The sequence below is a fragment of the Kitasatospora sp. MMS16-BH015 genome, assembly GCF_002943525.1.
Taxonomy (GTDB): Bacteria; Actinomycetota; Actinomycetes; order Streptomycetales; family Streptomycetaceae; genus Kitasatospora.
Genome location: NZ_CP025394.1, coordinates 5,361,936 through 5,386,315 on the forward strand (window position 1 = coordinate 5,361,936; position 24,380 = coordinate 5,386,315).

The 24,380-nt window shown below is 73.9% G+C and carries 23 protein-coding genes and 2 tRNA genes; 15 read left to right on the forward strand and 10 right to left on the reverse strand.

Features of this window, described 5'->3' with window-relative positions; translation table 11 throughout:
• Positions 1 to 13: 13 nt before the first annotated feature.
• Positions 14 to 1,807, forward strand: coding sequence for an ABC-F family ATP-binding cassette domain-containing protein (locus CFP65_RS23230; RefSeq protein WP_104818008.1), 1,794 nt, complete (start codon positions 14 to 16; stop codon positions 1,805 to 1,807).
• Between the two features lie 21 nt (positions 1,808 to 1,828).
• On the opposite strand, the gene CFP65_RS23235 is transcribed toward CFP65_RS23230, so the two are convergent.
• A complete protein-coding gene (locus tag CFP65_RS23235) occupies positions 1,829 to 3,694 on the reverse strand; it encodes an FUSC family protein (protein WP_104818009.1) in 1,866 nt (621 codons plus the stop codon).
• 144 nt (positions 3,695 to 3,838) lie between these two features.
• Between CFP65_RS23235 and CFP65_RS23240 the strand changes: the two genes are divergently transcribed.
• Complete coding sequence (locus CFP65_RS23240) at positions 3,839 to 5,155, forward strand: MFS transporter (protein WP_104818010.1); 1,317 nt, start codon at positions 3,839 to 3,841, stop codon at positions 5,153 to 5,155.
• A 114-nt stretch (positions 5,156 to 5,269) separates the two neighbouring features.
• On the opposite strand, the gene CFP65_RS23245 is transcribed toward CFP65_RS23240, so the two are convergent.
• Positions 5,270 to 5,869: a flavodoxin family protein gene (locus CFP65_RS23245; RefSeq protein WP_104818011.1), complete on the reverse strand. Its 600-nt coding sequence runs from the start codon at positions 5,867 to 5,869 to the stop codon at positions 5,270 to 5,272.
• A 113-nt stretch (positions 5,870 to 5,982) separates the two neighbouring features.
• Here CFP65_RS23245 and CFP65_RS23250 point away from each other — a divergent pair, with 113 nt between their 5' ends.
• The 8 genes from CFP65_RS23250 to CFP65_RS23285 all read left to right on the forward strand — a co-directional run bounded on the left by CFP65_RS23250 (position 5,983) and on the right by CFP65_RS23285 (position 12,765).
• A complete protein-coding gene (locus tag CFP65_RS23250) occupies positions 5,983 to 6,417 on the forward strand; it encodes a helix-turn-helix domain-containing protein (RefSeq protein ID WP_104818012.1) in 435 nt (144 codons plus the stop codon).
• A gap of 97 nt (positions 6,418 to 6,514) precedes the next feature.
• A tRNA-Thr gene (locus tag CFP65_RS23255) sits at positions 6,515 to 6,590 on the forward strand.
• A 178-nt stretch (positions 6,591 to 6,768) separates the two neighbouring features.
• Entirely contained in the window at positions 6,769 to 7,443 is a 675-nt protein-coding gene (locus CFP65_RS23260; RefSeq protein ID WP_104821058.1) for a response regulator transcription factor, read from the forward strand.
• A gap of 123 nt (positions 7,444 to 7,566) precedes the next feature.
• Complete coding sequence (gene galT, locus CFP65_RS23265; RefSeq protein WP_104818013.1) at positions 7,567 to 8,724, forward strand: galactose-1-phosphate uridylyltransferase; 1,158 nt, start codon at positions 7,567 to 7,569, stop codon at positions 8,722 to 8,724.
• Entirely contained in the window at positions 8,721 to 9,695 is a 975-nt protein-coding gene (galE, locus tag CFP65_RS23270) for a UDP-glucose 4-epimerase GalE (RefSeq protein ID WP_104818014.1), read from the forward strand. The genes galT and galE overlap by 4 nt, the downstream gene beginning before the upstream one ends.
• The gene (gene galK / locus CFP65_RS23275; RefSeq protein ID WP_104818015.1) at positions 9,688 to 10,830 is read left to right on the forward strand and encodes a galactokinase; all 1,143 of its coding nucleotides are present in this window, start codon (positions 9,688 to 9,690) and stop codon (positions 10,828 to 10,830) included. The genes galE and galK overlap by 8 nt, the downstream gene beginning before the upstream one ends.
• 210 nt (positions 10,831 to 11,040) lie before the next feature.
• Positions 11,041 to 11,886, forward strand: coding sequence for a response regulator transcription factor (locus tag CFP65_RS23280; RefSeq protein WP_104818016.1), 846 nt, complete (start codon positions 11,041 to 11,043; stop codon positions 11,884 to 11,886).
• A gap of 96 nt (positions 11,887 to 11,982) precedes the next feature.
• Positions 11,983 to 12,765 (forward strand): isocitrate lyase/phosphoenolpyruvate mutase family protein, encoded by a 783-nt coding sequence (locus CFP65_RS23285; protein ID WP_104818017.1) that lies wholly within the window; start codon positions 11,983 to 11,985, stop codon positions 12,763 to 12,765.
• Between the two features lie 8 nt (positions 12,766 to 12,773).
• Here CFP65_RS23285 and CFP65_RS23290 read toward each other — a convergent pair whose 3' ends face one another.
• The 8 genes from CFP65_RS23290 to CFP65_RS23325 form a co-directional block, all read right to left on the reverse strand.
• On the reverse strand, positions 12,774 to 13,718 hold the full coding sequence (locus CFP65_RS23290) for a serine hydrolase (protein WP_104818018.1): 945 nt from the start codon (positions 13,716 to 13,718) through the stop codon (positions 12,774 to 12,776).
• Positions 13,718 to 14,947 (reverse strand): oxygenase MpaB family protein, encoded by a 1,230-nt coding sequence (locus CFP65_RS23295; RefSeq protein ID WP_104818019.1) that lies wholly within the window; start codon positions 14,945 to 14,947, stop codon positions 13,718 to 13,720. Before CFP65_RS23295 ends, CFP65_RS23290 begins: the two co-directional genes overlap by 1 nt.
• Before the next feature lie 76 nt (positions 14,948 to 15,023).
• Positions 15,024 to 15,941: a hypothetical protein gene (locus CFP65_RS23300; protein WP_104818020.1), complete on the reverse strand. Its 918-nt coding sequence runs from the start codon at positions 15,939 to 15,941 to the stop codon at positions 15,024 to 15,026.
• An 85-nt stretch (positions 15,942 to 16,026) separates the two neighbouring features.
• Positions 16,027 to 16,968, reverse strand: a complete 942-nt coding sequence (locus CFP65_RS39160; RefSeq protein WP_158702327.1) for a hypothetical protein — start codon at positions 16,966 to 16,968, stop codon at positions 16,027 to 16,029.
• Positions 16,969 to 16,991: 23 nt separating this feature from the next.
• Positions 16,992 to 17,198, reverse strand: coding sequence for a hypothetical protein (locus tag CFP65_RS23310; RefSeq protein ID WP_254552530.1), 207 nt, complete (start codon positions 17,196 to 17,198; stop codon positions 16,992 to 16,994).
• 134 nt (positions 17,199 to 17,332) lie between these two features.
• Positions 17,333 to 17,827 carry a MarR family winged helix-turn-helix transcriptional regulator gene (locus CFP65_RS23315; protein ID WP_104818021.1) on the reverse strand — a complete coding sequence of 165 codons (495 nt, stop codon included), beginning with the start codon at positions 17,825 to 17,827 and terminating at the stop codon, positions 17,333 to 17,335.
• 117 nt (positions 17,828 to 17,944) lie between these two features.
• Positions 17,945 to 18,547 carry a TetR/AcrR family transcriptional regulator gene (locus tag CFP65_RS23320; protein ID WP_104821060.1) on the reverse strand — a complete coding sequence of 201 codons (603 nt, stop codon included), beginning with the start codon at positions 18,545 to 18,547 and terminating at the stop codon, positions 17,945 to 17,947.
• A gap of 149 nt (positions 18,548 to 18,696) precedes the next feature.
• Complete coding sequence (locus CFP65_RS23325; RefSeq protein WP_104818022.1) at positions 18,697 to 19,659, reverse strand: acyl-CoA desaturase; 963 nt, start codon at positions 19,657 to 19,659, stop codon at positions 18,697 to 18,699.
• 241 nt (positions 19,660 to 19,900) lie between these two features.
• On the opposite strand from CFP65_RS23325, the gene CFP65_RS23330 reads away from it, so the two are divergent.
• The 5 genes from CFP65_RS23330 to pth all read left to right on the forward strand — a co-directional run bounded on the left by CFP65_RS23330 (position 19,901) and on the right by pth (position 24,303).
• Positions 19,901 to 19,971, forward strand: a tRNA-Gln gene (locus CFP65_RS23330).
• Between the two features lie 159 nt (positions 19,972 to 20,130).
• Complete coding sequence (gene glmU, locus CFP65_RS23335; RefSeq protein WP_104818023.1) at positions 20,131 to 21,588, forward strand: bifunctional UDP-N-acetylglucosamine diphosphorylase/glucosamine-1-phosphate N-acetyltransferase GlmU; 1,458 nt, start codon at positions 20,131 to 20,133, stop codon at positions 21,586 to 21,588.
• A 199-nt stretch (positions 21,589 to 21,787) separates the two neighbouring features.
• Positions 21,788 to 22,765: a ribose-phosphate diphosphokinase gene (locus tag CFP65_RS23340; RefSeq protein WP_104818024.1), complete on the forward strand. Its 978-nt coding sequence runs from the start codon at positions 21,788 to 21,790 to the stop codon at positions 22,763 to 22,765.
• Between the two features lie 257 nt (positions 22,766 to 23,022).
• Positions 23,023 to 23,616, forward strand: a complete 594-nt coding sequence (locus CFP65_RS23345; RefSeq protein ID WP_104818025.1) for a 50S ribosomal protein L25/general stress protein Ctc — start codon at positions 23,023 to 23,025, stop codon at positions 23,614 to 23,616.
• 111 nt (positions 23,617 to 23,727) lie between these two features.
• Complete coding sequence (pth, locus tag CFP65_RS23350) at positions 23,728 to 24,303, forward strand: aminoacyl-tRNA hydrolase (RefSeq protein ID WP_104818026.1); 576 nt, start codon at positions 23,728 to 23,730, stop codon at positions 24,301 to 24,303.
• Positions 24,304 to 24,380: the final 77 nt, after the last annotated feature.

Here is a 24,380-nt window from a genome sequence, read left to right on the forward strand (position 1 = left end):
GAGCGCAGCAGCAGTGGCCGTCAACCTCGCCACCATCGAGTCCGTCACGAAGGTCTACGGCACTCGTGCCCTGCTGGACGGGGTCAGCCTCGGGGTCAGCGAGGGTGACCGGATCGGGGTGGTCGGGCGCAACGGTGACGGCAAGACCACGTTGATCCGGATGCTGGCCAAGCTGGAGGAGCCGGACACCGGCCGGATCACCCACTCGGGCGGGCTGCAGATGGCCGTGCTCACCCAGCACGACTCGCTGGACCCGAAGGCCACCATCCGGCACGAGGTGGTCGCCGACCGCGCGGACCACCAGTGGCTCGGCGACAGCCGGATCCGCGACATCATCCAGGGCCTGTTCGGCGGCCTTGACCTGCCGGGCTTCGCCGACGGCCTGGACACCGTGATCGGCCCGCTCTCCGGTGGCGAGCGTCGCCGGATCGCGCTGGCCAAGCTGCTGCTCGGCGAGCACGACCTGATCGTGCTCGACGAGCCCACCAACCACCTCGACGTCGAGGGCATCGCCTGGCTGGCCCAGCACCTGAGCAAGCGCCGCTCGGCGCTGGTCTGCGTCACCCACGACCGGTGGTTCCTCGACCAGGTCTGCACCCGGATGTGGGACGTCCAGCGCGGTGAGGTCCGCGAGTACGAGGGCGGCTACTCCGACTACGTCTTCGCCCGCGCCGAGCGCTCCCGGATCGAGGCCACCGAGGAGCAGAAGCGGCAGAACCTGGCCCGCAAGGAGCTCGCCTGGCTGCGCCGCGGCGCCCCGGCCCGCACCTCCAAGCCGCGCTACCGGATCGAGGCCGCCAACGCCCTGATCGCCGACGTGCCGGAGCCCCGCGACAAGAGCGAGCTGATGAAGTTCGCCAACGCCCGCCTGGGCCGCACCGTCTTCGAGCTGGAGAACGTCACCGTCAAGGCCGGGCCCAAGCTGCTGCTGGAGAACCTGACCTGGAACCTCGGCCCGGGCGACCGGATCGGCCTGCTGGGCGTCAACGGCGCCGGCAAGACCTCGCTGCTGCGGGCCATGCAGGCCGCCTACGCGACCCAGGGCGACGTGCAGCCGGCCTCCGGCGTGATCAAGGTCGGCAAGACCGTCCGGCTGGCGTACCTGTCCCAGGAGATCGCCGAGCTCGACCCGGCCACCCGGGTGCTGCAGGCCGTCGAGCAGGTCCGCGGCCGGGTGGACCTGGGCAAGGGCCGGGAGATGAGCGCCGGTCAGCTCTGCGAGCAGTTCGGCTTCGGCAAGGACAAGCAGTGGACGCCGGTCGGCGACCTCTCCGGTGGTGAGCGCCGCAGGCTGCAGCTGCTGCGCCTGCTGATGGACGAGCCGAACGTGCTGTTCCTGGACGAGCCCACCAACGACCTCGACATCGAGACGCTCAACCAGCTGGAGGACCTGCTCGACGGCTGGCCCGGCTCGATGATCGTGATCAGCCACGACCGGTTCTTCATCGAGCGCACCACGGACACCGTGCACGCGCTGCTGGGCGACCAGCGCCTGCGGATGCTGCCGAACGGCGTGGACGAGTACCTGGAGCGCCGGGCGAAGATGGCCGAGGCCGCCGCGCCCGCCGCCCCGGCCGCCACCGCCAAGCCGGTCGGTGACACCCGGGCGCTGAAGAAGGAGATGCAGAAGGTCGAGCGGCAGATCGCCAAGCTCGACCAGCAGGAGTCCAAGCTGCACACTCAGCTCGCCGAGCACGCCGCCGACTTCTCCAAGATCGCGGAGCTGGACGCCCAGCTGCGCAAGGTCAAGGAGGAGAAGGAGGAGCTGGAGATGGTCTGGATGGAGCTGGCCGAGCAGGCCGAGTAGGTCTGGCAGCCACCCGGGGGATCACCCCAGCAGGACGTCCAGTTCGTTCGCCGCACGGCCCAGCGCGCTCAGCGCCGGGTCGTGCGGGCTTTCCGGGCGCGCCGCCAGGCCGGTCGGCGGGCGGTGGGCGCGGGCGGCCGCGGTGAGGCGCTCCAGCGAATCGAGCACCCGGGCCGCCTCGGCGGGGTCGGCGAGCCGGTCGCCGTACCGGATCTGGGCGGCGTAGGCGGCGACGGCGCCGCTGAGCCGTTCGAGGGCGGCGGTGGCGGGGAGCCACTGTTCGGCCAGGCGGCCGGTGGGCGGGGGTTCGGCCAGGCCGTTGCGGACTTCCTGGCGGGCCTCGGCGAGGGAGCGGTAGGCGGTGCGGCGCAGCCAGACCTCGGCGGGCGGGGCCGGGCTGCTCCGCACCACCGAGGTGAGGTAGGCGGCGAGGGCGGTGGCGGCGGCCACCAGGAGCGGTTCGATCCGGTGCCGGGGGCGTTCGGGCCAGAGCAGGTAGCCGAAGACCAGCACGATCACGCTGGCCAGGGTGGTGTCGAGCACCCGGGGCCAGAACTCGGCGGCCCCGCTCTCGCCGCCGAGCTGCACCAGGATCAGCGCCATCGGCGTCATCACGGCGGTGTTCAGGCCGTAGTGGGCGGCGGCCGAGTACGGCAGCAGGGCCACGCAGACCGAGGCGGCCAGGGCGAGCACCCAGCGGTCGGTGGTGAGCAGCAGCAGGCCGGCCGTCAGGGCGATCCCGATCAGGGTGCCGACCGAGCGGCTGACGGCCCGCAGGAAGACCGAGCCGAGGTCGGGCTTGAGCACGAAGGCGACCGTCATGGGCACCCAGTAGCTGCGGCTGAGCGGCAGCCCGGCGGTGACGGCCTCGGCCACGGCGATGCACAGCGCCACCCGCAGGCCGTACCGGGCCGAGCCCGGGGAGAGCAGCCGCACCCGCAGCCGCCAGGGGTCGGGCGGCGGGGCGGGGGCGGTGCCGAGGCTGACGGGGCGTCCGGCCACGGCCTCGCCGGCGTCCCGCAGGGCGGCGTCCAGGGCGCGCAGGGCCGGGGTGTCGGGAGGCCAGCCGGGGTGCGGTGGCGGCGGGTCGCCGAGCAGGGTGCGGCCGAGGGCGGCGGGCAGCACGGCGACCTCGGCCGGCACCGGCCGCCGGGCCCAGAGCAGGCCGGTGCTGGCCTCGGCCGCGGCGAGCAGGGCCTCGTACTCGGTGCGCAGGGCCGGGCCCCGGCCGAGCAGGTCCTGGGCGGAGTTGAGCCGGGCGGTGAGCAGCCGGCGGGCCTCGGCGCCCTGCGGGGTGCCGAGGGCGGCGAGGGTCAGGCCGAGCGCCTCGTAGGCGGCGGCCAGGGCGCGGCGGCGCGGGTCGGCCCGGAGCGAGCGGGGGCGCAGCGGCAGGCCGAGCAGGAAGACGTAGAGCGCGCCCAGCAGCATCATCGGCGGCCCGGCCCACCAGGGGTGGGGCGAGGGCATGCCGATGCCGAGGGCCGCGGAGACCAGCAGCAGCATCCCGGCGGCGGAGCCGCGCGGGCCGGTGGCGCTGACGGCGCCGGAGAGGAAGGCACAGGCCGTCATCGCGCAGGCGGTGAGCAGCACGCCGGTGTGGTGGTGCTGGAGGGTGGCGCCCAGCAGCATGCCGGTGGCCGAGGCGAGCACGGCGCCGGCGATCCGGGGTGCGCGCAGGGCGGTGGGTTCGATCCGGTCGTTGAGGGTCGCGTGCATCGCGCCGAGCCCGGCGAAGACGCCGAGGTCGAGCCGGCCGGCCAGCAGGCCGAGCAGCAGCGGGGTGGCCATCCCGAGCGCGGCCCGGGTGATCAGCGCCCACAGCAGCGGCGGGCGCACCGGTCGGGCGGCGTGCGCCCACCAGGCGCGCGGGCTGCCGGGGGCTGGCACGGGGTCGGGCCCTTCCAGGGGTGCTGCTCGGGACGCCGGCAGTCTATCGAGGGTGGCGGGGCGGGGGCGCAGGCCTGATCGTTCGCTCCCGGACCACCCGTCCGGTGGTGTCGGCGGGGCGGGCCCGGCCAGCAGGGTGGCCCCATGACCACAGACACCCTGCCGGCCGCCGCAGCCCCGGCCGGCCCCACCCTGCGGCGGGTCGCCACCACGGCCTTCCTGGGCACCGCGATCGAGTACTACGACTTCTTCATCTACGGCACGGCCGCCGCCCTGGTCTTCGGCCGGGTCTTCTTCCCCGGCCTCGGCGCCTCGGGGGCGCTGCTGGCCGCCTTCTCGGTGTACGCGGTGGCCTTCCTGGCCCGGCCGCTCGGCGCCGTGCTCTTCGGCCACTTCGGCGACCGGCTGGGCCGCAAGACCACCCTGGTGGTCTCGCTACTGCTGATGGGCCTCTCCACGGTGGCCGTCGGCCTGCTGCCCGGGTACACCGCCTGGGGCTGGTGGGCGCCGCTGGTACTGCTGCTGCTCCGCGCCTGCCAGGGCATCGGCCTGGGCGGGGAGTGGGGCGGCGCGGCGCTGCTGCTGGCCGAGCACGCCCCGCCGGGGCAGCGCGGGCGGTACGGCGCGTACCTCCAGCTGGGCCCCTGCGTCGGTTTCGTGCTGGCCACCGGCGTCTTCCTGGCCCTCTCCGAGGGGCTCGACGAGGCGGCCTTCCTGAGCTGGGGCTGGCGGGTGCCGTTCCTGGCCTCGGCGGCGCTGGTGCTGGTCGGGCTCTTCGTCCGGCTGCGGATCAAGGAGAGCCGGGTCTTCACCGAGCAGGCGGCCGAGGCGGCGGCCGGGCCGGTGCCGGTGGTCGAGCTGCTGCGGCGGCACGGGCGGGTGGTGCTGCTCGGGGGCTGCGCCACCATGATCGGGTACGCCCTCTTCTACCTGACCACCACCTTCTCGCTGGCCTACGCGACCACCCAGCTCGGCATCTCCCGGGGCCTGGTGCTCGGGCTGCTGCTGGTCGGCGCGGTGGGCAAGGGCCTGGCGGCCTGGTGGACGGCCGGGCGCAGCGACCGGTGGGGGCGGCGGCGGATGCTCCAGGGCGCGGCGGCGCTGGCGGCAGGGTGGTCGCTGGTCTTCTTCCCGATGTTGGAGAGCGGGAGGACGGCGTACGTGGCGCTGGCGTTGTGCGGGGGGATGGTGGTGCTGGGCTGTCTGTTCGGGCCGGTGGCGGCCTTCCTGCCGGAGCTCTTCCCGACGGCCGTCCGCTACTCGGGCGCGGCCCTCACGTACAACATCGGGGGCGTGCTGGGCGGGGCGACGGCCCCGATCGTCGCGAGCCGGCTGACGGCGGTGTACGGGACGGCGGAGCCGGTGGGGTGGTACTTGGCGGGGATGGGAGTTGTTTCGGTGCTCTGTCTGGCATTCAGGGGCGCGGGGAACTGCGCGAAGTCGGAAGCGGCGGTGCTGTGAGCGCAGCTCGGGAGCCAGTGGCACCCGCAACGGACAGTGCAAGTGGGCCACTTCGTAAAGCAGGCGGGCCGTGCATGCTTGGCCGCGCCGTTCCCCGCGCCCCCAAACAGATGATCACGCCCCGGAAATAACCTTCCGGCCCGCCAGCACGATCCGGGTCTGCTCGGTGAGGCGCTGGCCGAGGTGCTCCGCGGTGGCGATGTCGGCCTTGTGGACGGTGGCGGCGTCGCCGTCGACGGGGGTCTGGGCGGCGGCGCCGCCGAAGTAGCCGAGGCGGTTGAGGTCGTACTCGGAGGCGGTGCTGGCGTTCCAGCCGGGGTGCAGGCCGAGGTTGACCCAGGTCATGCCGTGCTGGGCGGCGAGCACCTGGAACCAGGCCAGGGTGGAGCTCTTGTCGCCGGCCTTGGAGCCGGAGTTGGTGAAGCCGGCGGCGAGCTTGTCGCCCCAAGCGCTGGTGAACCAGCGCTTGCTGCTGGCCTCGCCGAAGGCGTGGAAGGCGGCGGAGGCGGTGCCCATGTAGGTGGGGGAGCCGAAGACGATCGCGTCGGCGGCGTCCAGCTGGGCCCACTGCTCCTCGGTGATGGTGTCGACCGCGATCAGCACGGCCTCGCCACCGGCGGCGGCGATGCCCCGGGCGACGGCCTCGGCGAGCACGGCGGTGTGGCCGTAACCGGAGTGGTGGGCGATGGCGACGGTGGGGCGGATCTCGGTCATGGCGGACTGACTCCCGGTGGCGGAGGGGCACTGACTTGCTTGGTCTCCAATTTAGACCAGGTCTCTATTAGAAACCAAGTCCCGAATGGGGACCGAGCGCTATCCTGGGTGGCATGACCGAGCTGTCGTGGGAAGTCGACTCCGAGCCGCAGGCGCCGCAAGCGGCCGAGTGTGTGGAGCAGGCGCAGGTCTACGACGTCCTCGCCGCCATCTGCCCGAGCCGCGCGATCTTCGCGGAGCTGGCCGACAAGTGGTCGCTCCTCCTGCTGGTGAGCCTCGGTCAGCTGGGCGAGCAGCGGTTCTCGGAGCTGCAGCGCTCGGTCACCGGGGTGAGCCGGAAGATGCTGACGCAGTCGCTCCGCACGCTGGAGCGGGACGGCCTGGTGCTGCGCACGGTGCATCCGCAGACGCCGCCCCGGGTGGTCTACAGCCTGCTGCCGCTCGGCCGGGCGCTGGCCGAGCAGGTGGGGCTGCTGGGCAGCTGGGTGGAGCGGAACAGCGAGGCGATGCTGGCCGCTCAGGCGGCCTTCGACGCCGCGCAGCACTGAGTGGGCATTCGGCCTGATCCGGATTTCACACCGGGGCCGATGACCATGTAATGTCTTCCTCGTTGGAACGGCCGGGGGGAAACAACCGGGCGGACCGGCCCCTATAGCTCAGTCGGTAGAGCGTCTCCATGGTAAGGAGAAGGTCTGCGGTTCGATTCCGCATGGGGGCTCCATCAAGAGCACGAAGGCCCTCGCCGTCAGGCGGGGGCCTTCGGCCGTTCCGGGCCCGATCGGGCGAAGCTCGGGTACGCTCCCTGGCGCCCGGGCCCGTGATGCGCTGTGATGGTGCGTCAATGGCTGCTCCCGGCTCCTGTGCGGGCGAGTTGGGCCGGACGGGGAGTGGAGGGCGCCGTGGGCGTTCGGCTCGTGGTGGTCGACGACCACCGGTTACTGGCTGAGGCCCTGGCGTCGGCCTTGCAGCAGCGGGGCCACCGGGTGGTGGGCCTGGGTTCGCCCGCCGGGGCCGTCTGCGAGGTGGTGGCGGGCCGGCGGCCGGAGGTCTGCCTGCTCGGGGTGGACGGCCCGGGCGGCCCGGAGGACTTCGAGCCGGTGCGGCGGCTGCGCCGGGAGCGTCCGGAAGTGTCGGTGGTGGTGCTCGGGCCCGCCGACGAGCCCGGCCGGGTGGCCGCGGCCTTCGCGGCGGGGGCGGCGGGGTACGTCCGCAGCGACGAGCGGATCGAAGTGGTGGAGCGGGCGATGGTCCGCGTCCGGGCCGGTGAGGCGGCGGTGGCCGTCGAGGTACTCCAGCTGGCCTTCGACCGGCTGCTGCGGCCGGTGGCCGAGCAGGACGGCGAGGCGATCCGGCTGCTGCGGCTGCTCACCCACCGCGAGGTGCAGGTGCTGGTGCGGATCGCCGAGGGCGAGGACACCTCGGCCATCGCGACGGGGATGGGGATCGCCCCCAGTACGGCGCGCACCCATGTGCAGCGTGTGTTGATGAAACTCGGGGCCCGGACCCGCCTGGAGGCGGCCGCCGTGGCCGCCCGGACCGGTCTGCTGGACCGGGTGGACCGCCCCCGCGGCTGAGCCCTCAGCTCCTTCACCCCGGACGCGCACGTCCGGAACTCGCCCGTGTCCCGCCCCAAGTGTTGACCTGTGGTGGATTCTGTTTGATTATGTTCCCGCTGGGAGACACGGAAGGCGGAGGGCGTGAAGAAGACCACGACCAAGCTCGCGGACGGCCGCGAGCTGATCTACTACGACGCGGACGAGTCCCTGGTCCGCGACGCAGCCGATCAGCGTCCGCTGGAGGCCGCCGCCTCGCACTCCGAGATCCGCCGGGACGCCGCCACCGGCGACTGGGTGACCATCGCCGCCCACCGCCAGGCCCGCACCTACCACCCGCCGGCCGACGAGTGCCCGCTCTGCCCCTCCCGCGAGGGCCGGATGAGCGAGGTGCCCGCCGCCGACTACGACGTGGTGGTGTTCGAGAACCGCTTCCCCTCGCTCTCCGCCGAGACCGAGACCGACACCGACGCCGCAGCTGTCGCCGTCGCCGAGGCGATCGGCGGGGCGATCGGTGAGGCCGGCGGCGGGGAGGGCGCGGCCGGGCTGCACGCCCACGAGCCCGGCACCGGCCGTTGCGAGGTGGTCTGCTTCACCGCCGAGCACGCCGTCTCCTTCGCCGACCTCAGCGAGGCCAAGGCCGCCCTGGTGCTGGCCGCCTGGACGGACCGGACGGCCGAGCTCTCCCGACTGGGCGGGGTGCAGCAGGTCTTCCTGTTCGAGAACCGGGGCGCCGAGATCGGGGTGACGCTGGCCCACCCCCACGGGCAGGTCTACGCGTTCCCGTTCGTCACCCCGCGCACCGTGAAGATGATCGCCGCGGCCGACCTGCACCGCGAGCGCACCGGCGGCAACCTCTTCGAGGACCTGCTCGCCGCCGAGCTCGCCACCCCCGACCGGGTGGTCCTGACCGGCGAGCACTGGACGGCCTTCGTCCCGTACGCCGCCCGCTGGCCGTACGAGGTGCACCTCTACCCGAACCGCCGGGTGGCCGACCTGACCGGCCTGAACGAGGCCGAGCGGGCCGAGTTCCCGGGTCTGTACCTGGAGCTGCTGCGCCGCTTCGACCGACTGTTCGTCGAGCCCGGGCAGCCCGCCGCCCCCACCCCGTACATCTCGGCCTGGCACCAGGCGCCGATCCACCGGGGGGAGGAGCTGGCGCTGCATCTGGAGCTCTTCACCATCCGTCGTACGGTAGGCAAGCTCAAGTTCCTGGCCGGGGTCGAATCCGGCATGGACGCGTTCGTCAACGATGTGTCGCCCGAGGCGGCGGCGCAGCGCCTGCGGGAGGTCGCATCATGAGTAAGTACCTGGTCACCGGTGGTGCCGGTTACGTCGGCAGCGTGGTCGCCGCCCACCTGCTGGAGGCGGGGCACCAGGTGACCGTGCTCGACGACCTCTCCACCGGCTTCCAGCGGGCCGTGCCGGCCGGGGCCGAGTTCGTCCGGGGCCGGATCCAGGACGCCGGCGAGCTGCTCGACGGCTCCTACGAGGGCGTGCTGCACTTCGCCGCCTCCTCGCAGGTCGGCGAGTCGGTGGCCGACCCGGAGAAGTACTGGCGCAACAACGTGGCCGGCTCGCTCGAGCTGGTCTCCGCGATGCGCAAGGCGGGCGTGCGCAAGCTGGTCTTCTCCTCCACCGCCGCCGTCTACGGCGAGCCCGAGGTCTCCCCGATCGCCGAGACCGCGCGCACCGCGCCGACCAACTGCTACGGCGCCACCAAGCTGGCCGTGGACCACCTGATCACCAGCGAGGCCGTCGCGCACGGCCTGGCCGCCGTCTCCCTGCGCTACTTCAACGTGGCCGGGGCCTACCGCAGCGCCTCCGGCGCCGTCTACGGCGAGCTGCACGAGCCCGAGTCGCACCTGATCCCGCTGGTCTTCCAGGCCGCGCTCGGCCAGCGCCCGCACATCTCCGTCTACGGCGAGGACTACCCGACCCCGGACGGCACCTGCATCCGCGACTACATCCACGTGGCCGACCTGGCCGAGGCGCACCTGCTCGCGCTGGGCGCCGCCAAGACCGGCGAGCACCTGATCTGCAACCTCGGCAACGGCAGCGGCTTCTCGGTCCGCGAGGTGATCGAGTCCGTCCGCCGGGTCACCGGCCGCGAGTTCACCGTGGTCGCCACCGAGCGCCGCCCCGGCGACCCGGCCACCCTGGTCGCCTCCGCCCGGCGCGCCCACGAGGCGCTCGGCTGGACCCCCCGCCGTCCCGAGCTCGACGACATCGTCGCCGACGCCTGGCAGTTCACCCTGGAGAACCGTGTCTGACCTCCTGGCCGCCTTCGAGGCCACCTACGGCGCCGCCCCGGCCGGGGTCTGGGCGGCGCCCGGCCGCGTCAACCTGATCGGTGAGCACACCGACTACAACGACGGCTACGTGCTGCCGGCGGCCATCCCGTACACCGCCCGGGCCGCCGTGCGCCCGCGCACCGACGGGGTGCTGCGGCTCTACAGCGAGCAGGGCGACGGCGTGGTCACCGAGCTGCGGGTCGAGGAGCTGGCCCCCGGCTCCGTCGCCGGCTGGGCCCAGTACCCCGCCGCGGTGGTCTGGGCGCTGCGCGAGGCCGGGCACGAGGTCGGCGGCGCCGACGTCTACCTGACCAGCGACGTGCCCGGCGGCGCCGGGCTCTCCTCCTCCGCCGCGCTGGAGTGCGTGGTCGCCATCGCCTACCGCGACCTGCACGGGCTCGACCTGGACGCCACCGCGCTGGCGCTGCTGGCCCAGCGGGCCGAGAACGCCTTCGTCGGGGTGCCCTGCGGGGTGATGGACCAGATGGCCTCCACCGCCTGCACCGAGGGTGCGGCGCTCTTCCTGGACACCCGCACCATGACCGGCCGTCAGGTGCCGCTCGACCTGGCCGGCCAGGGCCTGCGGCTGCTTGTGATCGACACCCGGGTCAAGCACGACCTCGGCGACGGCGCCTACGCCGAGCTGCGGGCCGGCTGCGAGCGGGCGGCCGGGCTGCTGGGCCTCGCGGCGCTGCGCGACCTCACCCCGGAGGAGCTGCCCGGGGCGCTGGACCGGCTGCCCGCCGAGCTCCGGCCCCTGGTCCAGCACGTGGTGACCGAGAACCGGCGGGTCGAGCGCGCCGTGGCGCATCTGACGGCGGGTGAACTGGCCGAGCTGGGCCCGATCCTGACCGCCGGGCACGCCTCGCTGCGCGACGACTACCGGGTCTCCTGCCCGGAGACGGACCTCGCGGTCGCCGCCGCCGTCGCGGCCGGCGCGCTCGGGGCCCGGATGACCGGTGGTGGTTTCGGCGGATCCGTTCTGGCCCTGGTCCCCAGCGAAGAGCTGGACCAGATCGCCGCCGCCGTGACCACCGCCTTCGCGGAGGCGGGCTACGGCAGCCCGCGCACCTTCGCGGCCACCCCCGCCGCAGGGGCCCACCGGGTGTCCTGAGCACCCGAAGGGGGCAGCAGGCTCCGCCCGGAGCCGGGAGGTTGAGGGTCCTCCCCGGCTCCGGGCGGCACCGACGGCTCGCACGGCCGCCGCTGCCACCCGGGCCCCTCGCGGTGGGGAGGTTTCCCCAACTCCGCCTCTGGGCAGGCGCCGAGACCGTACCCTGAGTGCGTCGCCGGTGAGGCACCGCCTGACCAGGGGGGAAGCACTGTGGCCCGGATTCGCGTCCTGGTGGTGGACGGCCACCGCATCTTTGCCGAAGCGCTCGCCGCGGCCCTGGCCGCCGAGCCCGATGTCGAGGTCGGCGCGGCGGGCAGCGCCGCGGCCGCCGAACGCGCCCTGGAGCGCGCCCAGGTCGAGAACCGCCCCTTCCACGTCATCCTGGTCGACGCCGATCTCACCCCCGTCGCCGGCCCGCCCGGGCCGCGCCGGCCGGCCACCGTGCCGGTCCAGCGGGGGCCCGCCGCAGCCGGTGCCACTCCGGCTGCCGCGGCCCAGGCCGCTCCTCCCGCCGCCGTCCCGCCCCTCGCCGCTCGGGGGCCGGCCCCCGGTGGCGGGAGCGGGCGCGCGGCGGCCCCGGCCGACGGCATCGCGCTGGTCGCCCGGGTCTGCCGCGCCTTCCCCGAGCTGCGGGCCGTGGTGCTGGCCGCCGAGGACGAGCCCAGACGGGCCGTCCGGGCGCTCCAGGCCGGGGCCGGCGGCTGGGTGGCCAAGGACAGTTCGCTCAACCGGTTGCTCGCGGTGATCCGGGGCGTGCTCTGCGAGGAGACCCACCTGCCGCCGGCCCTGCTCACCGGCGTGGTCCGCGAGTTGACGGCGGCCCGCCGCGACCGCACCGAGAGCGAGCGCCTGGTCGAGACCCTCACCCCGCGCGAGGAGGAGGTGCTCCGCTGCATGGTGGCCGGCCTGGGCCGCCAGGCCGTGGCGGAGCGGCTGTACCTCTCCCCGCACACCGTCCGCACCCACATGCAGAACGTGCTCGGCAAGCTCGGCGTCCACTCCACCCTCGCCGCCGTCGCGGTGGCCCGCCGGGCCGGGGTGAGCCCGCAGCACTGAGCCCTCAACCGGTCGGGTGGGCGGCCTCCGGCAGGCCCTGCAGGACACGGAGAATTCCGCCTGACCCACTCCACCGAAGCGCACCAGGAGGACACCATGCCGGACACCCCCTTCGCCGCCCTGCACCGCCGACCGGGCCGTCCGCTGCTGTTGGCGAACGCCTGGGACCACGGCTCGGCCGCGCTGTTGGCGGCGGAAGGGTTCGAGGCGATCGGCACCACCAGTCTCGGGGTGGCGGCGGCGGCCGGGCTGCCGGACGGGGCCTCGGCCACCCGGCAGGAGACGGTGCGGCTGGCCCGGCGGTTGGGGCGCAGCGGTTGGCTGGTGTCGGTGGACGTGGAGGGCGGGTTCAGCGAGGAGCCGGCGGAAGTGGCGGCGCTGGCCGTGGAGTTGGCCGCGGCTGGGGTGGCCGGGATCAACCTGGAGGACGGGCGGGCGGACGGCACCCTCGCCCCGGCCGAGCTGCACGCCGCGAAGATCGCCGCCGTGAAGGCGGCGGCGCCGGAGCTCTTCGTCAACGCCCGCACCGACACCTGGTGGGCCGGGCGGCCGGACCCGCTGCCGGAGGCCGAGGATCGGCTGAAGCAGTATCAGGAGGCCGGGGCGGACGGAGTGTTCACGCCCGGGCTGACCGACCCCGCGCTGATCGCCGGGCTGCTCGGGGAGCTGACCGTGCCGCTCAACCTGCTCTGGTCGCCCGCCGGGCCCTCGTACCGGGAGCTGGCCGCCCTCGGGGTGGGCCGGGTCAGCCTCGGGTCGCTGCTCTACCGGACGGCGCTGGCGGCCGCCCTGGACACGGCCCGCGCGGTGCGGGACGGGGGCGAGGTGCGGCCGGTGCTCGGGTACGCGCAGGCGCAGGAGCTGCACGGGCAGGGGTGAGGCCGGCGTCAGGGCAGCAGGGCGTACGCGGCATCCAGGAAGCGGGCGGTGGGGCCGGAGTTGGTGAGGGCGGCGAGGGCGGTGCCGGCCGCCGGGCGCAGCGCGAGGAAGGCGGTGCAGCCCCGGGTGGCGCCGGAGTGGTGGCAGTCGTCCTCGTGCAGCTGCCAGACCAGCCCGTACCGGCGGCCGGTGCGGCCGTCGGCCACCCGGGGGCGCAGCACCTCGCGCAGGGCCGGGGCGAGCGGCCCCGCCGGGGTGAGGTGGGCGGTGAGGTAGCGCAGCAGGTCGGCGCCGCTGGAGCGGACCGCTCCGGCGCCCGGCAGGGCCGGGATCTCCCAGGGCGGCAGCGGACGGCCCCGGCGGTGGCCGACGGCCGCGCCGGGGCCGGGCGGACCGCAGTCGGTGGCGGTGAGGCCCAGCGGGCCGCAGATCCGCTGGGCGAGCAGGTCGGGGTAGTCGAGCCCGGCCCGTTCGGCGAGGACGCGGCCGAGCAGGCCCACGCCGTAGTTGGAGTACCGCAGACCGGGTCGGCGGCGCAGGCGGGTGCGGCCCAGTGCCCGGCTCAGGTCGGCGGGGGTGTAGGCGGCGTACGGGTTGCTGCGCCAGCGCGGCAGGGCGGAGCGGAGCAGGCCGGGCGGCAGCCGGGGCAGGCCGGCGGTGTGGGTGGCCAGCCGGAGCAGGCTGACGGGCCGTCCGGAGACCTCGACCCGGTCGGCCAGCGAGACCTCGCCCCGGTGGGCGGCCTCGGCGAGCAGCAGGGCGGTGAAGGTCTTGCTCACCGACCCGAGCTCGAACGGCGTGTCCGGGCCGACGGCCGGGCTGCCCGGCCCGTCCAGCGGGCCGTGGCAGAGCACCTGGGAGCCCGTCGGCCCGATCAGCACGAGCACCACGGCGGCCCCCGGCGCCGCCGCCCGGGTGAGGGCGGCGAGGCCGGAGTGTACGGGGGTGGGCATCAGCGGACGGGCATCTGGAGGTCGTAGTCGCGGAAGTCGACGGCGTACCAGGCGACCATCTTGGAGGCGGCCTTGAACATCTGTGCGTGGATCGGCGCGAGCAGCGGGAACTTCTGCTGGACCTCGTACGCGGGCCGGTAGAGGTAGGGGGCCAGGGTGGCGACGGGGGTGTCCAGGGCCGGGTTGGGCTTGATGTCGAGGACGTCCGCGACGTGGGCGTCCATCATCCGCACCAGCGAGGCCCCGACGGCGCCCGCGCCGGGGGCGATCTTCCGGTCCATCCAGTCCAGCATGCTGTGGGCCAGCTTGGTGCCCTCGTCGGAGGGGGCCCGGTGGTTGGCGGCGGCGTCGGCGAGCACCTGGTTGCACTGGTCGAGGGTGCGCGGGTTGTACTTCTCCTGGAGGCCGAGCAGTCGGCCGCCGACCCGGATCATGGCCAGCAGCTCGTCGATCTGCCGGGGGTCGGGGCGGAAGTCGAACTTGGCCGCCAGCTGGACGTTGTAGGCGCCCACGTACATGAGCTCCTCGGTCTCCAGCCGCTGGCTGATCGGCATGCCGTCCCGGGCTTGGTTCCAGCCGTGCGCCAGGCCCATCTGCCGGGCGGCCGCGTGCACCAGCCGCAACTTGACCATGGTGACCAGGGCATTGCCCGACGGGGCCCAGTTGTCGCCGTCGAGGCCGTCCCAGAGGGTGTTCATGGTGCGGGAGAACCGTCGGCCGATGTCCATCACCAGGTCGTACTTGGCGTACCACACCGACTTGGCCAGCAGCGGATCGGCCAGCGCGGCGAACAGGCCGCCGAAGGCCTCGGCCACGGTGACGGCCTCCATGTTGCCCTGGAGGAGCTTGCCCGAGTCTCCGTTCTTCACCCGGTCGATGGCCGCCCGTTCCTCCGCCGAGAGGACGGCGTTGCGCCGCAGGTAGTCGGCCAGCACGGAGGGGGCGGCGGAGGGCACCGGCTGGTCGTTGCGGGTCCAGTCGTGGAAGACCTGGTTGGCCAGGGCCATCTGACCGGCGCTGATCAGCTCCTTGACCACCTCGTCGGCCTCCGGGTCGCCTTCCTGGGCGGCCCGGTCGGTGGGCAGCTCCCAGGCCGGTGCGGGGTCGGCGGCCGGGCGGGGAGCCGGGGCGCCGGTACGGGCGGTGGCGGTGGCGGGCAGGCCGACGGCGGCCGCGCCGGTGGCGAGGGCGGCGGTGAGGGTGGTGCGCCTGGTGACGGTGTGGTCCATGGGGCACATCGTGGGCGAGCGAACGGCCCGATTTCCATCGCCGACCGGCGCGCCCACCCGGACGAGTGACGGAGGGTCAGCGCAGGGCCTGGGCCAGCGTCAGGGTGCCGGCCAGCAGGCCGACCACGGCGGTGTGCTGGTGGTCCTTGAAGGCGCGGTCCGGGTCGTCGGCGGGGACGGGCTCGGTGTCGCGGGGGAGCAGGCCGTCGGGGTGCTGGGCGGCGGCCAGGGCGAGCCAGGGGCGGGCGTCGCAGACGGGGGCGGGCAGGCAGGCGTCGACCACCAGCAGTTCGCCGAGCAGGTCCCACTGGCCGGTCTCCTGCCAGACCTCGGCCCAGGCCGGCAGCCAGCAGCGCAGGTAGTCGCGCAGCGGCGCCGGGAGCCGGTCGGGCTGCGCGCCCCAGTCGGTGAGGTGGAAGACGGTGTGGGTGAGGTCGTAGGCGGTCTGCCAGTCGAGCGCCCAGGGTTCGGGCCGGGCGCCGAGCCAGGTGGCGGCGGCCAGGGCCGGCCAGTCGGGCTCGGGCCGCAGGCCCAGCACCGAGCGGGCGTTGGCCACGGCGAGGCGGCGGTTGGGCAGGTGCTCCACGGCCTGGGCGGCCCGCAGCCGGGCGAGCTCGGCCAGCAGGCCGACGAGCGCGGGGTGGTGGTAGCCGGCCCGGTGGAAGTGCGCGTAGGTCTCCAGCGGGTCGGTCAGCAACGGGTGCCGGAACTGCCGCTCGTAGAGCAGGTCGCCGCCGCTCAGTTCGGCCCAGCCGAAGTCCAGCAGCGCCCGGGCGCGGGCCCGGTCGGCCGGCCCGGCCACCGGTTCGCGCAGCACCAGAGCGGCGGCCAACGCCCCCTCCCCGAGCGGCTTGTACGCGTCGTCCGGGTCGGAGAGGTCGGGGCCGGCGTCCGGCCCGAGCCCGCCGAGGCCGCTCTCGTGGGCCCGGTGCAGCCAGTCCAGCGCGCGGCCGGCCAGCTGGTGGGCGGTGCCCAGCACGGTGGCGTCGGTCATCGGAGGCCACCAGGGGTGACGGAGCCGTCCGGCGGGGTGGAGCGGCCGGGGCCGGCGGCGGGCAGGGCGCCCGGGGGAAGCCCGGTCATCGCGGGCCGTCCGGTGGGGTGGAGCGGCCGGGGCCGGCGGCGAGGTGGGTGGTGAGGGCGAGGTCGAGGGCGCTGCGGGCGCTGCCGTCGCCGGTGCGGGCGAGGTGGGCGAGCAGCGGGGGCAGGTCCAGCGGGGTGGGGCCGCCGGTGGCGGCCAGCCAGGCGAGCCAGCGGGTCAGCCGCAGGGCCGCGCGGTGGTCGCGGCGGAGCACCGCGCGGGTGGTGGCCCGGGCCAGGTCGAGGGCGCGGCGGCGGGCCAGCCGGTGCACCTGGCTGTCCAGGGTGGGCAGCGCGAGCGGGCCGAGCTGGGCCATCGGCTGGGCCCAGCGCTGCCAGCCGGCCTCGTCGGGCGGCCCGGCCGGCGGGACGGTGCTGACAGAGTGTCCGGCCCGGGTGAGCAGCTCGGCGGTGGCCCAGCCGTGCCAGGCCCGGACCAGCGCGGCGGCGGGCGCGGCAGCGGGGTCGGCGGCCCCGAACACCCGCTGCGCCTCCGCGGCCAGCGCGAGGGTGGCCGGATCGACGGGGGCGCCGTGCGCGGCGGGCGCGAGCAGATCGGGCCCGAGCACGTGGGCGGCGGCCAGCAGCGCCCGCGGCGCGGGCGGCCCGCCGCCGAGCTCGGGGGAGAGACCGGGGAAGGAGTGCGGCGCGAAGGGGCGGAGCCCGTGGGGGCCGGCCCCGGCGAAGGGGAGGCGATCGTCGGGGCTACCGCCGTGGCCGGGGGAGCGGGGGGTGTCGGTGCCGCCGTGGCCGGGGACGGAGCTCGGGTCGGTGGGGCCGGGAGCGGGGAGCCCGGGGGAGCCCGGGGCGGCAGGTCGGCCCCCGGCGCCGGGGAGGGCGTCGAGGGCCTTGGCCGCCAGCCACTCCGTCGCCGCGGCGTACTCCCGGCGGGGATCGTCGGGCCGCCGGGGGGTACCGGGCGAGGTGTCGGTGGAGGGCATGACGGGGAGTCGGTGACGGGGGGTCAGCGCTCGGGGCGCTTCGGGGGCCTGGGCTCGCGCGGCGAGAGCAGGAGCAGCACCGCGCCGAGCGCCTCGGGGCAGTGGGCCGGCGCGTCGCTGACGGCCGACTCCTCCTCGGCGATCAGGCCGGTGACGGCGAGCAGCTCGGGCGGCGACGCGCTACGGGCGGGGAGGGTCACCTCGCGGGGTGACAGGGTGGGGACAGGCATCGGACACGCCTCCTAAGGGGGAAGGACGTCATCGTCGGGTCGACAATGCCTTTTTCCACGCTAGGGGGCGCACTCCAGGGCCCGCATCTGAGCCGTCCCGCGCGCGGAGGTGCGCCCGGGGCACAGCGGGCCCGTCAGCCCGCGCTGTCGAAGGGGGCGACGAGGCGGCGCAGCAGCATCGCGAGGTCGTTCTGCTGGCCGTCGCCGAGCTCGGCCAGCAGGGCGCGCTCGTGGGTGAGCAGACCGGCCAGGGCCTGGTCGGCCCGGTCGCGGCCGTCGTCGGTGAGGCGGACCAGCACGCCGCGGCGGTCGTCCGGGTCGGGGAGGCGCTTGACCAGGCCCTTGCCGGTGAGGCGGTCGATCCGGTTGGTCATGGTGCCGGAGGTGACCAGGGTCTGGGTGAGCAGCTGGCCGGGGGAGAGCTGGTACGGGGAGCCGGCCCGCCGCAGGGCGGTCAGCACGTCGAACTCCCAGGGCTCCAGACCGTGCTCGGCGAAGGCGGTGCGGCGGGCGCGGTCGAGGTGCCGGGCGAGCCGGCTGACCCGGCTGAGCACCTCGAGCGGGCGCACGTCGAGGTCGGGGCGCTCGCGGCGCCACGCAGCGACCAGCCGGTCGACCTCGTCCTCCATGTGGATCAGTGTATCGGGGGATGTGTCGATATGAAGCCTCTTGACGTCAAGAAAGTGACCGCCGTACCGGCCCGGGGTGAGTGACCCCGGGCCCCGGGGCCCCGCGGGGGCCCGGCTTCACAGCTGACGCTCGCCCACCAGCTTGGGGTGGCGCTCCATCCCCTCCAGGCCGTGCCAGGCCAGGTTGACCAGGTGCGCGGCCACCTCGGCCTTCTGCGGCTTGCGGACCTCCAGCCACCACTGGCCGGTGAGCGCGACCATGCCGACCAGCATCTGCGAGTACATCGGGGCCAGCCGGGCGTCGAAGCCGCGGGCCTTGAACTCCAGGCCGAGGATGTCCTCGACCTGGGTGGCGATGTCGCTGATCAGCGAGGCGAAGGTGCCGGTGGACTGCGCCACCGGCGAATCCCGGACCAGGATCTTGAAGCCGTCCGTGGAGGTGTCGATGTAGTCCATCAGCGCGAAGGCCGCCTGCTCCAGCAGCTCGCGCGAGTGCCCGCCGGTGAGGGCGCCGGTCACCATGTCGAGGAGGAGCTGCATCTCGCGGTCGACCACCACCGCGTACAGCCCCTCCTTGCCGCCGAAGTGCTCGTAGACCACCGGCTTGGAGACGCCCGCCCGCTCGGCGATCTCCTCCACCGAGGTGCCGTCGTAGCCCCGCTCGGCGAAGACCGAGCGGCCGATGTCGAGCAACTGCTCGCGGCGCTGCTTGCCGGTCATCCTGACGCGGACGCCCTTGGCCGGGCGGGCCGGGGCGGCGGAGCGCGAGCGGGGTGTGGGGGCTTCCGGGGCCCCCGTCCGGGTGGTCCGGTGGCCGTCTGCGCTGTCTCCGCTGCTCCCGTTCACCCCTACATCATGCTGTAGTGGGCTCACGCGGCGCGACGGGCGGCGATCCGGTCGGCGTCCGGCCACCGGGCGTCCCGGGCCCAGCCGGCCTGCTCGAACCAGCGGATCAGCCGGGCGGAGGAGTCGATCTGGCCGCGCAGCACGCCGTGCCGGGCCGAGGTCGGGTCGGCGTGGTGCAGGTTGTGCCAGGACTCGCCGCAGGAGAGCACCGCCAGCCACCAGACGTTGCCGGAGCGGTCGCGGGACTTGAACGGGCGCTCGCCGACGGCGTGGCAGATCGAGTTGATCGACCAGGTGACGTGGTGCAGCAGCCCGACCCGCACCAGCGAGCCCCAGAAGAAGGCCGTCAGCGCGCCGTGCCAGCTCATCGTGACCAGGCCGCCGACCAGCGGGGGCAGCAGCATCGAGACGGTGGTCCAGAGCCAGAACAGCCGGGAGATGCCGCGGATCACCGGGTCCTTGACCAGGTCCGGCGCGTACTTGGCCTGGGAGGTCTGCTCCTCGTCGAAGAGCCAGCCCATGTGCGCCCACCAGAGGCCCTTGAGCAGGGCGGGCAGGGTCTCGCCGTAGCGCCAGGGCGAGTGCGGGTCGCCGGCCTTGTCACTGAACTGGTGGTGCTTGCGGTGGTCGGCCACCCAGCGCACCAGCGGGCCCTCGATGGCCAGGCTGCCCGCGACCGCCATCGCGATCACCAGTGGGCGGTTGGCCTTGAAGGAGCCGTGGGTGAAGTACCGGTGGTAGCCGATGGTGATGCCGTGGCAGGTCACGAAGTACATGACCAGGGCGATCGACAGGTCGACCCAGCCGAGCCCCCAGCCCCAGGCCACCGGGACGGCGGCCAGCAGGGCGAGGAAGGGGACGGCGATGAAGAGCCCCAGGGTGATCCGCTCGGCGGCCCCCTGCTTCTCGCCGCCGAGGGTCGCGGAGACCTTGGAGAGCTGGAGGTCGGGAGCCTGGGGCGGCGCTTCGCTTGCCTGGATGGTCATGGAGGCATTCCTCGGTGAGGGCGGAGGCGGACCTGCGCGGCAGAGTTACGTGACCGTAACTTACGGCATCGTAGGTAAAGGCGCCGTACAAAGGAAGACGGTCGGTGCGGGCCGTGTCGCCCGGCGGAGCCGGGAAGGGCCGGAGAAGGGCGGGAATGGTGGTGGAGCTGAGGCGTCACAACCCGTAGGCTGTGCGGGGAGCCGCCTGGCCGCTGCGTCGGTCGGTCGGCTTGAAGCTCGATCCGCCGTGGTGTAATGGCAGCACCGGGCCCTTTGGAGGCCTTTGTCTGGGTTCGAATCCTAGCGGCGGAGCTCATCTCGACCCCCGGGTCCACCTGCTGTTTCGGGCTCGGTGCGGGTACGCCGGTATTGTTCGGGCTCAGCTCGTCGGGCTGTGCGCAAGGCTGTGTATCTGCCTGGGGCTCGCTCGGGCTCGGATCCCTTGACGCGACCCACCGAGGAGCCTCCCGCGTGAGTGCCAACAACCCCGCCGCCGTGATCGTCCTCGCCGCTGGTGGCGGTACGCGGATGAAGTCCAAGCGCCTGCCCAAGGTGCTGCACGAGGTCTGCGGCCGCTCGCTGGTCGGCCACGCGGTGGCCGCCGCCCAGGAGCTGGCCCCCGAGCACCTCGTCGTGGTGGTCGGGCACCTGCGCGAGCAGGTGGAGGCCCACCTGGCGGCGCACTACCAGGGCGTGCGCACCGCGGAGCAGACCGAGCAGAACGGCACCGGCCACGCCGTGCGCACCGCGCTCGCCCAGCTCGCCGCCGACGGCGTGGAGCTGGACGGCACCGTGGTGATCACCACCGGCGACGCCCCGCTGCTCACCGGCGCCACCCTGGCCGCGCTGACCGCCGCCCACGCCGAGCAGGGCAACGGCGTGACCGTGCTCACCGCCGTGGTGCCCGAGCCCTTCGGCTACGGCCGGATCCTGCGCGACGAGCAGGGCGCGGTGGCCGCGATCGTCGAGGAGAAGGACGCCACCGAGGCGCAGCGCGCCGTGGCCGAGATCAACTCCGGCGTGTTCGCCTTCGACGCCAAGCTGCTGGCCGAGGCGCTGGGTCGGATCACCACCGACAACTCGCAGGGCGAGGAGTACCTCACCGACACCCTGGGGATCCTCCGCACGGCCGGCCACCGGGTCGGCGCGGTGGCCGCCGCCGACCACCGCGACATCGCGGGCATCAACGACCGGGTCCAGCTGGCCGAGGCCCGCCGGATGCTGAACACCCGTCTGGTCGAGCGCGCGATGCGCGAGGGGGTCACCATCGTCGACCCGGCCACCACCTGGCTGGACGTGCAGGTCAGCTACGAGCCCGACGCCGTGGTGCACCCGGGCACCCAGCTGCGCGGCACCACCCACCTGGGCGAGGGCTGCGAGGTCGGCCCGTCCAGCACGCTGACCGACACCGTGGTCGGCGCCGACGCCAAGGTGAGCTACACCACCGCCGACCGCGCCGAGATCGGCGAGGCCGCCTCGGTCGGCCCGTACGCCTACCTGCGGCCGGGCGCCAAGCTGGCCCGCAAGGCGAAGGTCGGCACCTACGTGGAGATCAAGAACTCGGAGCTCGGCGAGGGCGCCAAGGTGCCGCACCTCTCCTACATCGGGGACGCGACCATCGGCGAGGGCACCAACATCGGTGCGGCGTCCGTCACAGTCAACTACGACGGCCAGCACAAGCACCGCACCACCATCGGGGCGCACTGCCGCACCGGCTCGGACAACATGTTCATCGCCCCGGTGACGGTCGGGGACGGCGCCTACACGGCCGCCGGATCGGTCATCATCAGCGACGTTCCGGCCGGCTCGCTCGGCGTGGCCCGCGCGCAGCAGCGGAACGTGGCCGGCTGGGTGGCCCGCAAGCGGCCCGGCACGGATGCCGCCCGCGCCGCCGAGGCGGCCGGGGCGGGCGAGGCGCAGGGGGCCTGAACGGCCTAGTCGGACGGCCCGGAAGCGTCCCCAGCGCGGACGCTTCCGGGCCGGGCGCGTAACCTGGAGTACATGCGTGCGCCATCGGGCTCGGCCCAGGTCTGGTCGCACCTCCAATCCCCTGTCGACCACCGGCCCGGTTCGCCCCGGGTGCGGCGCGGCGGGTTCATGCGCGTCAGCAATGCGAGGAGACGGTTCTGTGAGCGGGATCACGACGTCGGGTGAGAAGAAGCTCAAGCTCTTCTCCGGCCGTGCCCACCCCGAGCTGGCGAAGGAGGTTGCCGCGGCGCTGGGCACCGAACTCGTCCCGACCAAGGCCCACGACTTCGCCAACGGCGAGATCTACGTCCGCTTCCTGGATTCCGCGCGCGGCGCGGACTGCTTCGTGATGCAGAGCCACACGGCTCCCATCAACCAGTGGATCATGGAGCAGCTGATCATGATCGACGCTCTGAAGCGGGCCTCCGCCCGGAGCATCACCGCGATCCTCCCGTTCTACGGCTACGCCCGCCAGGACAAGAAGCACCTCGGCCGCGAGCCGATCTCCGCCCGCCTGGTCGCCGACCTGCTGGCCCAGGCCGGGGCCGACCGGATCATGGCCGTGGACCTGCACACCGCGCAGATCCAGGGCTTCTTCTCCGGCCCGGTGGACCACCTCTTCGCGCTGCCGCTGCTCTGCGACTACGTGGGGGAGAAGGTCGACCGCGCCAAGCTCACCGTCGTCTCGCCGGACGCCGGCCGGGTCAAGGTGGCCGACCAGTGGTGCGACCGCCTGGACGCCCCGCTGGCGATCATCCACAAGCGCCGCGACATGACGCAGGCCAACACCATCCTCTCCGCCGAGGTGGTCGGCGACGTCAAGGGCCGGGTCTGCGTCCTGGTCGACGACATGATCGACACCGCCGGCACCATCTGCGCCGCCGCCGACGCCCTCTTCGAGAACGGCGCCTCGGACGTCATCGTGGCCGCCACCCACGGCGTGCTCTCCGGCCCGGCCGCGGACCGCCTGAAGAACTCCCGGGTCAGCGAGTTCGTCTTCACCAACACGCTGCCCACCCCGGCCGAGCTCCAGCTGGACAAGGTCACCACCCTCTCCATCGCCCCCTCGATCGCCGCCGCGATCCGCGAGGTCTTCGAGGAGGGCTCGGTCACCAGCCTCTTCGAGGGCGTGCACTGAGCCGTCTGACCGACCGTGAGATCCGGCCCCGTCGCGCTGAGCGCGACGGGGCCGATTTCATGTCGGCAGGTAGGTGCGGTTAGACTCGTGAGACTGCTCGGCGAGGGATGACTTCTGCCTCCGTGATCGACGCGCTGGACTCCAGACGTGTGATCGCTGCAAGCGCCTGAATTGCTGACCGCCGAGCTGCCCCGAGATTCTTGAGGGTGTGGGCGGTTCTTCGCTTTCTGCACCCGTTTTTCCCCGAGGAGTGCAGCATGTCCGAGATCCGCCTCGCCGCCGAGTCCCGCACCGAGTTCGGCAAGGGTGCCGCCCGTCGCGCCCGTCGCGCCGGCTTCGTCCCCGGTGTCGTCTACGGCCACGGCCACGCCCCGGTGCACCTGAACCTCCCGGGCCACGACCTCATGATGGCGCTCAAGACCCCGAACGCCCTCCTGGTCGTCCCGATCGAGGGCAAGGACGAGTACGTCCTGCCGAAGGCCGTCCAGCGCGAGGCCATCAAGCGCACCATCGAGCACGTCGACCTCCTCCTGGTCAAGCGTGGCGAGAAGGTCACCGTCGAGATCCCGGTCCACACCGAGGGCGAGCTGGCCGCCGGTGGCAACCTGCTCGAGCACGTCCTGAACGCGCTCCCGATCGAGGCCGAGGCCACCCACCTCCCCGAGGCCGTCACCGTCTCCATCGAGGGCCTGGAGGCCGGCGCCTCCGTCCTCGCCAAGGACATCACCCTCCCGGCCGGTGTCACCCTGGCCGTCGACGCCGACGCCGTCGTCCTCCAGGTCATCGGCGCCCAGGCCTCGCAGGCCGACGCCGACGCCCAGGCTGCTGCCGAGGCCGGCGCCGAGGCCTGAGCCTCCCGCACTCCTTGACCACTGCCCCGGCAGCTCCCGCTTCCCCGCGTGGAGCTGCCGGGGCAGTGGTATGTCTGTGAGAATCCCGGTCGAGTTTGAGGAGCGCTTGAGATGAGCGACTACACGGGCCCCTGGCTGATCGTCGGCCTCGGCAACCCCGGGGAGAGTTACGCCCGGAACCGCCACAACATCGGCTTCATGGTGGCCGACCTGCTGGCCCAGCGGATCGGGGCGAAGTTCAAGGCCCACAAGAGCCGCGCTCAGGTCGCCGAGGGCCGCCTCGCGGGCCAGCGGGTGGTGCTGGCCAAGCCGATGACCTTCATGAACCTCTCCGGCGGCCCGACCACCGCGCTGCGGGACTTCTACAAGGCCCCCACTGGCTCGATCGTGGCCGTCCACGACGAGCTGGACATCGACTACGCGGCCCTGCGGCTCAAGCTGGGCGGCGGCGACAACGGGCACAACGGGCTCAAGTCCATCACCAAGTCGCTCGGGCCGGACTACTACCGCGTCCGCTGCGGGGTCGGCCGCCCGCCGGGCCGGATGGAGGTGGCCGACTTCGTGCTCAAGGACTTCTCCTCCACCGAGCGCAAGGAGCTCGACTGGTTCGTCGACCGGGCCGCCGACGCGGTGGAGGCCGTCATCTCCGAGGGCTTGGAGCGGGCCCAGAGCACGTACAACACCTGACCGTCCGTCAGCATTCAACCCCTCGGACCACAACGGTCGTGCAACGCTTGGGCGCTGACGATCGAAACGTATGGGAA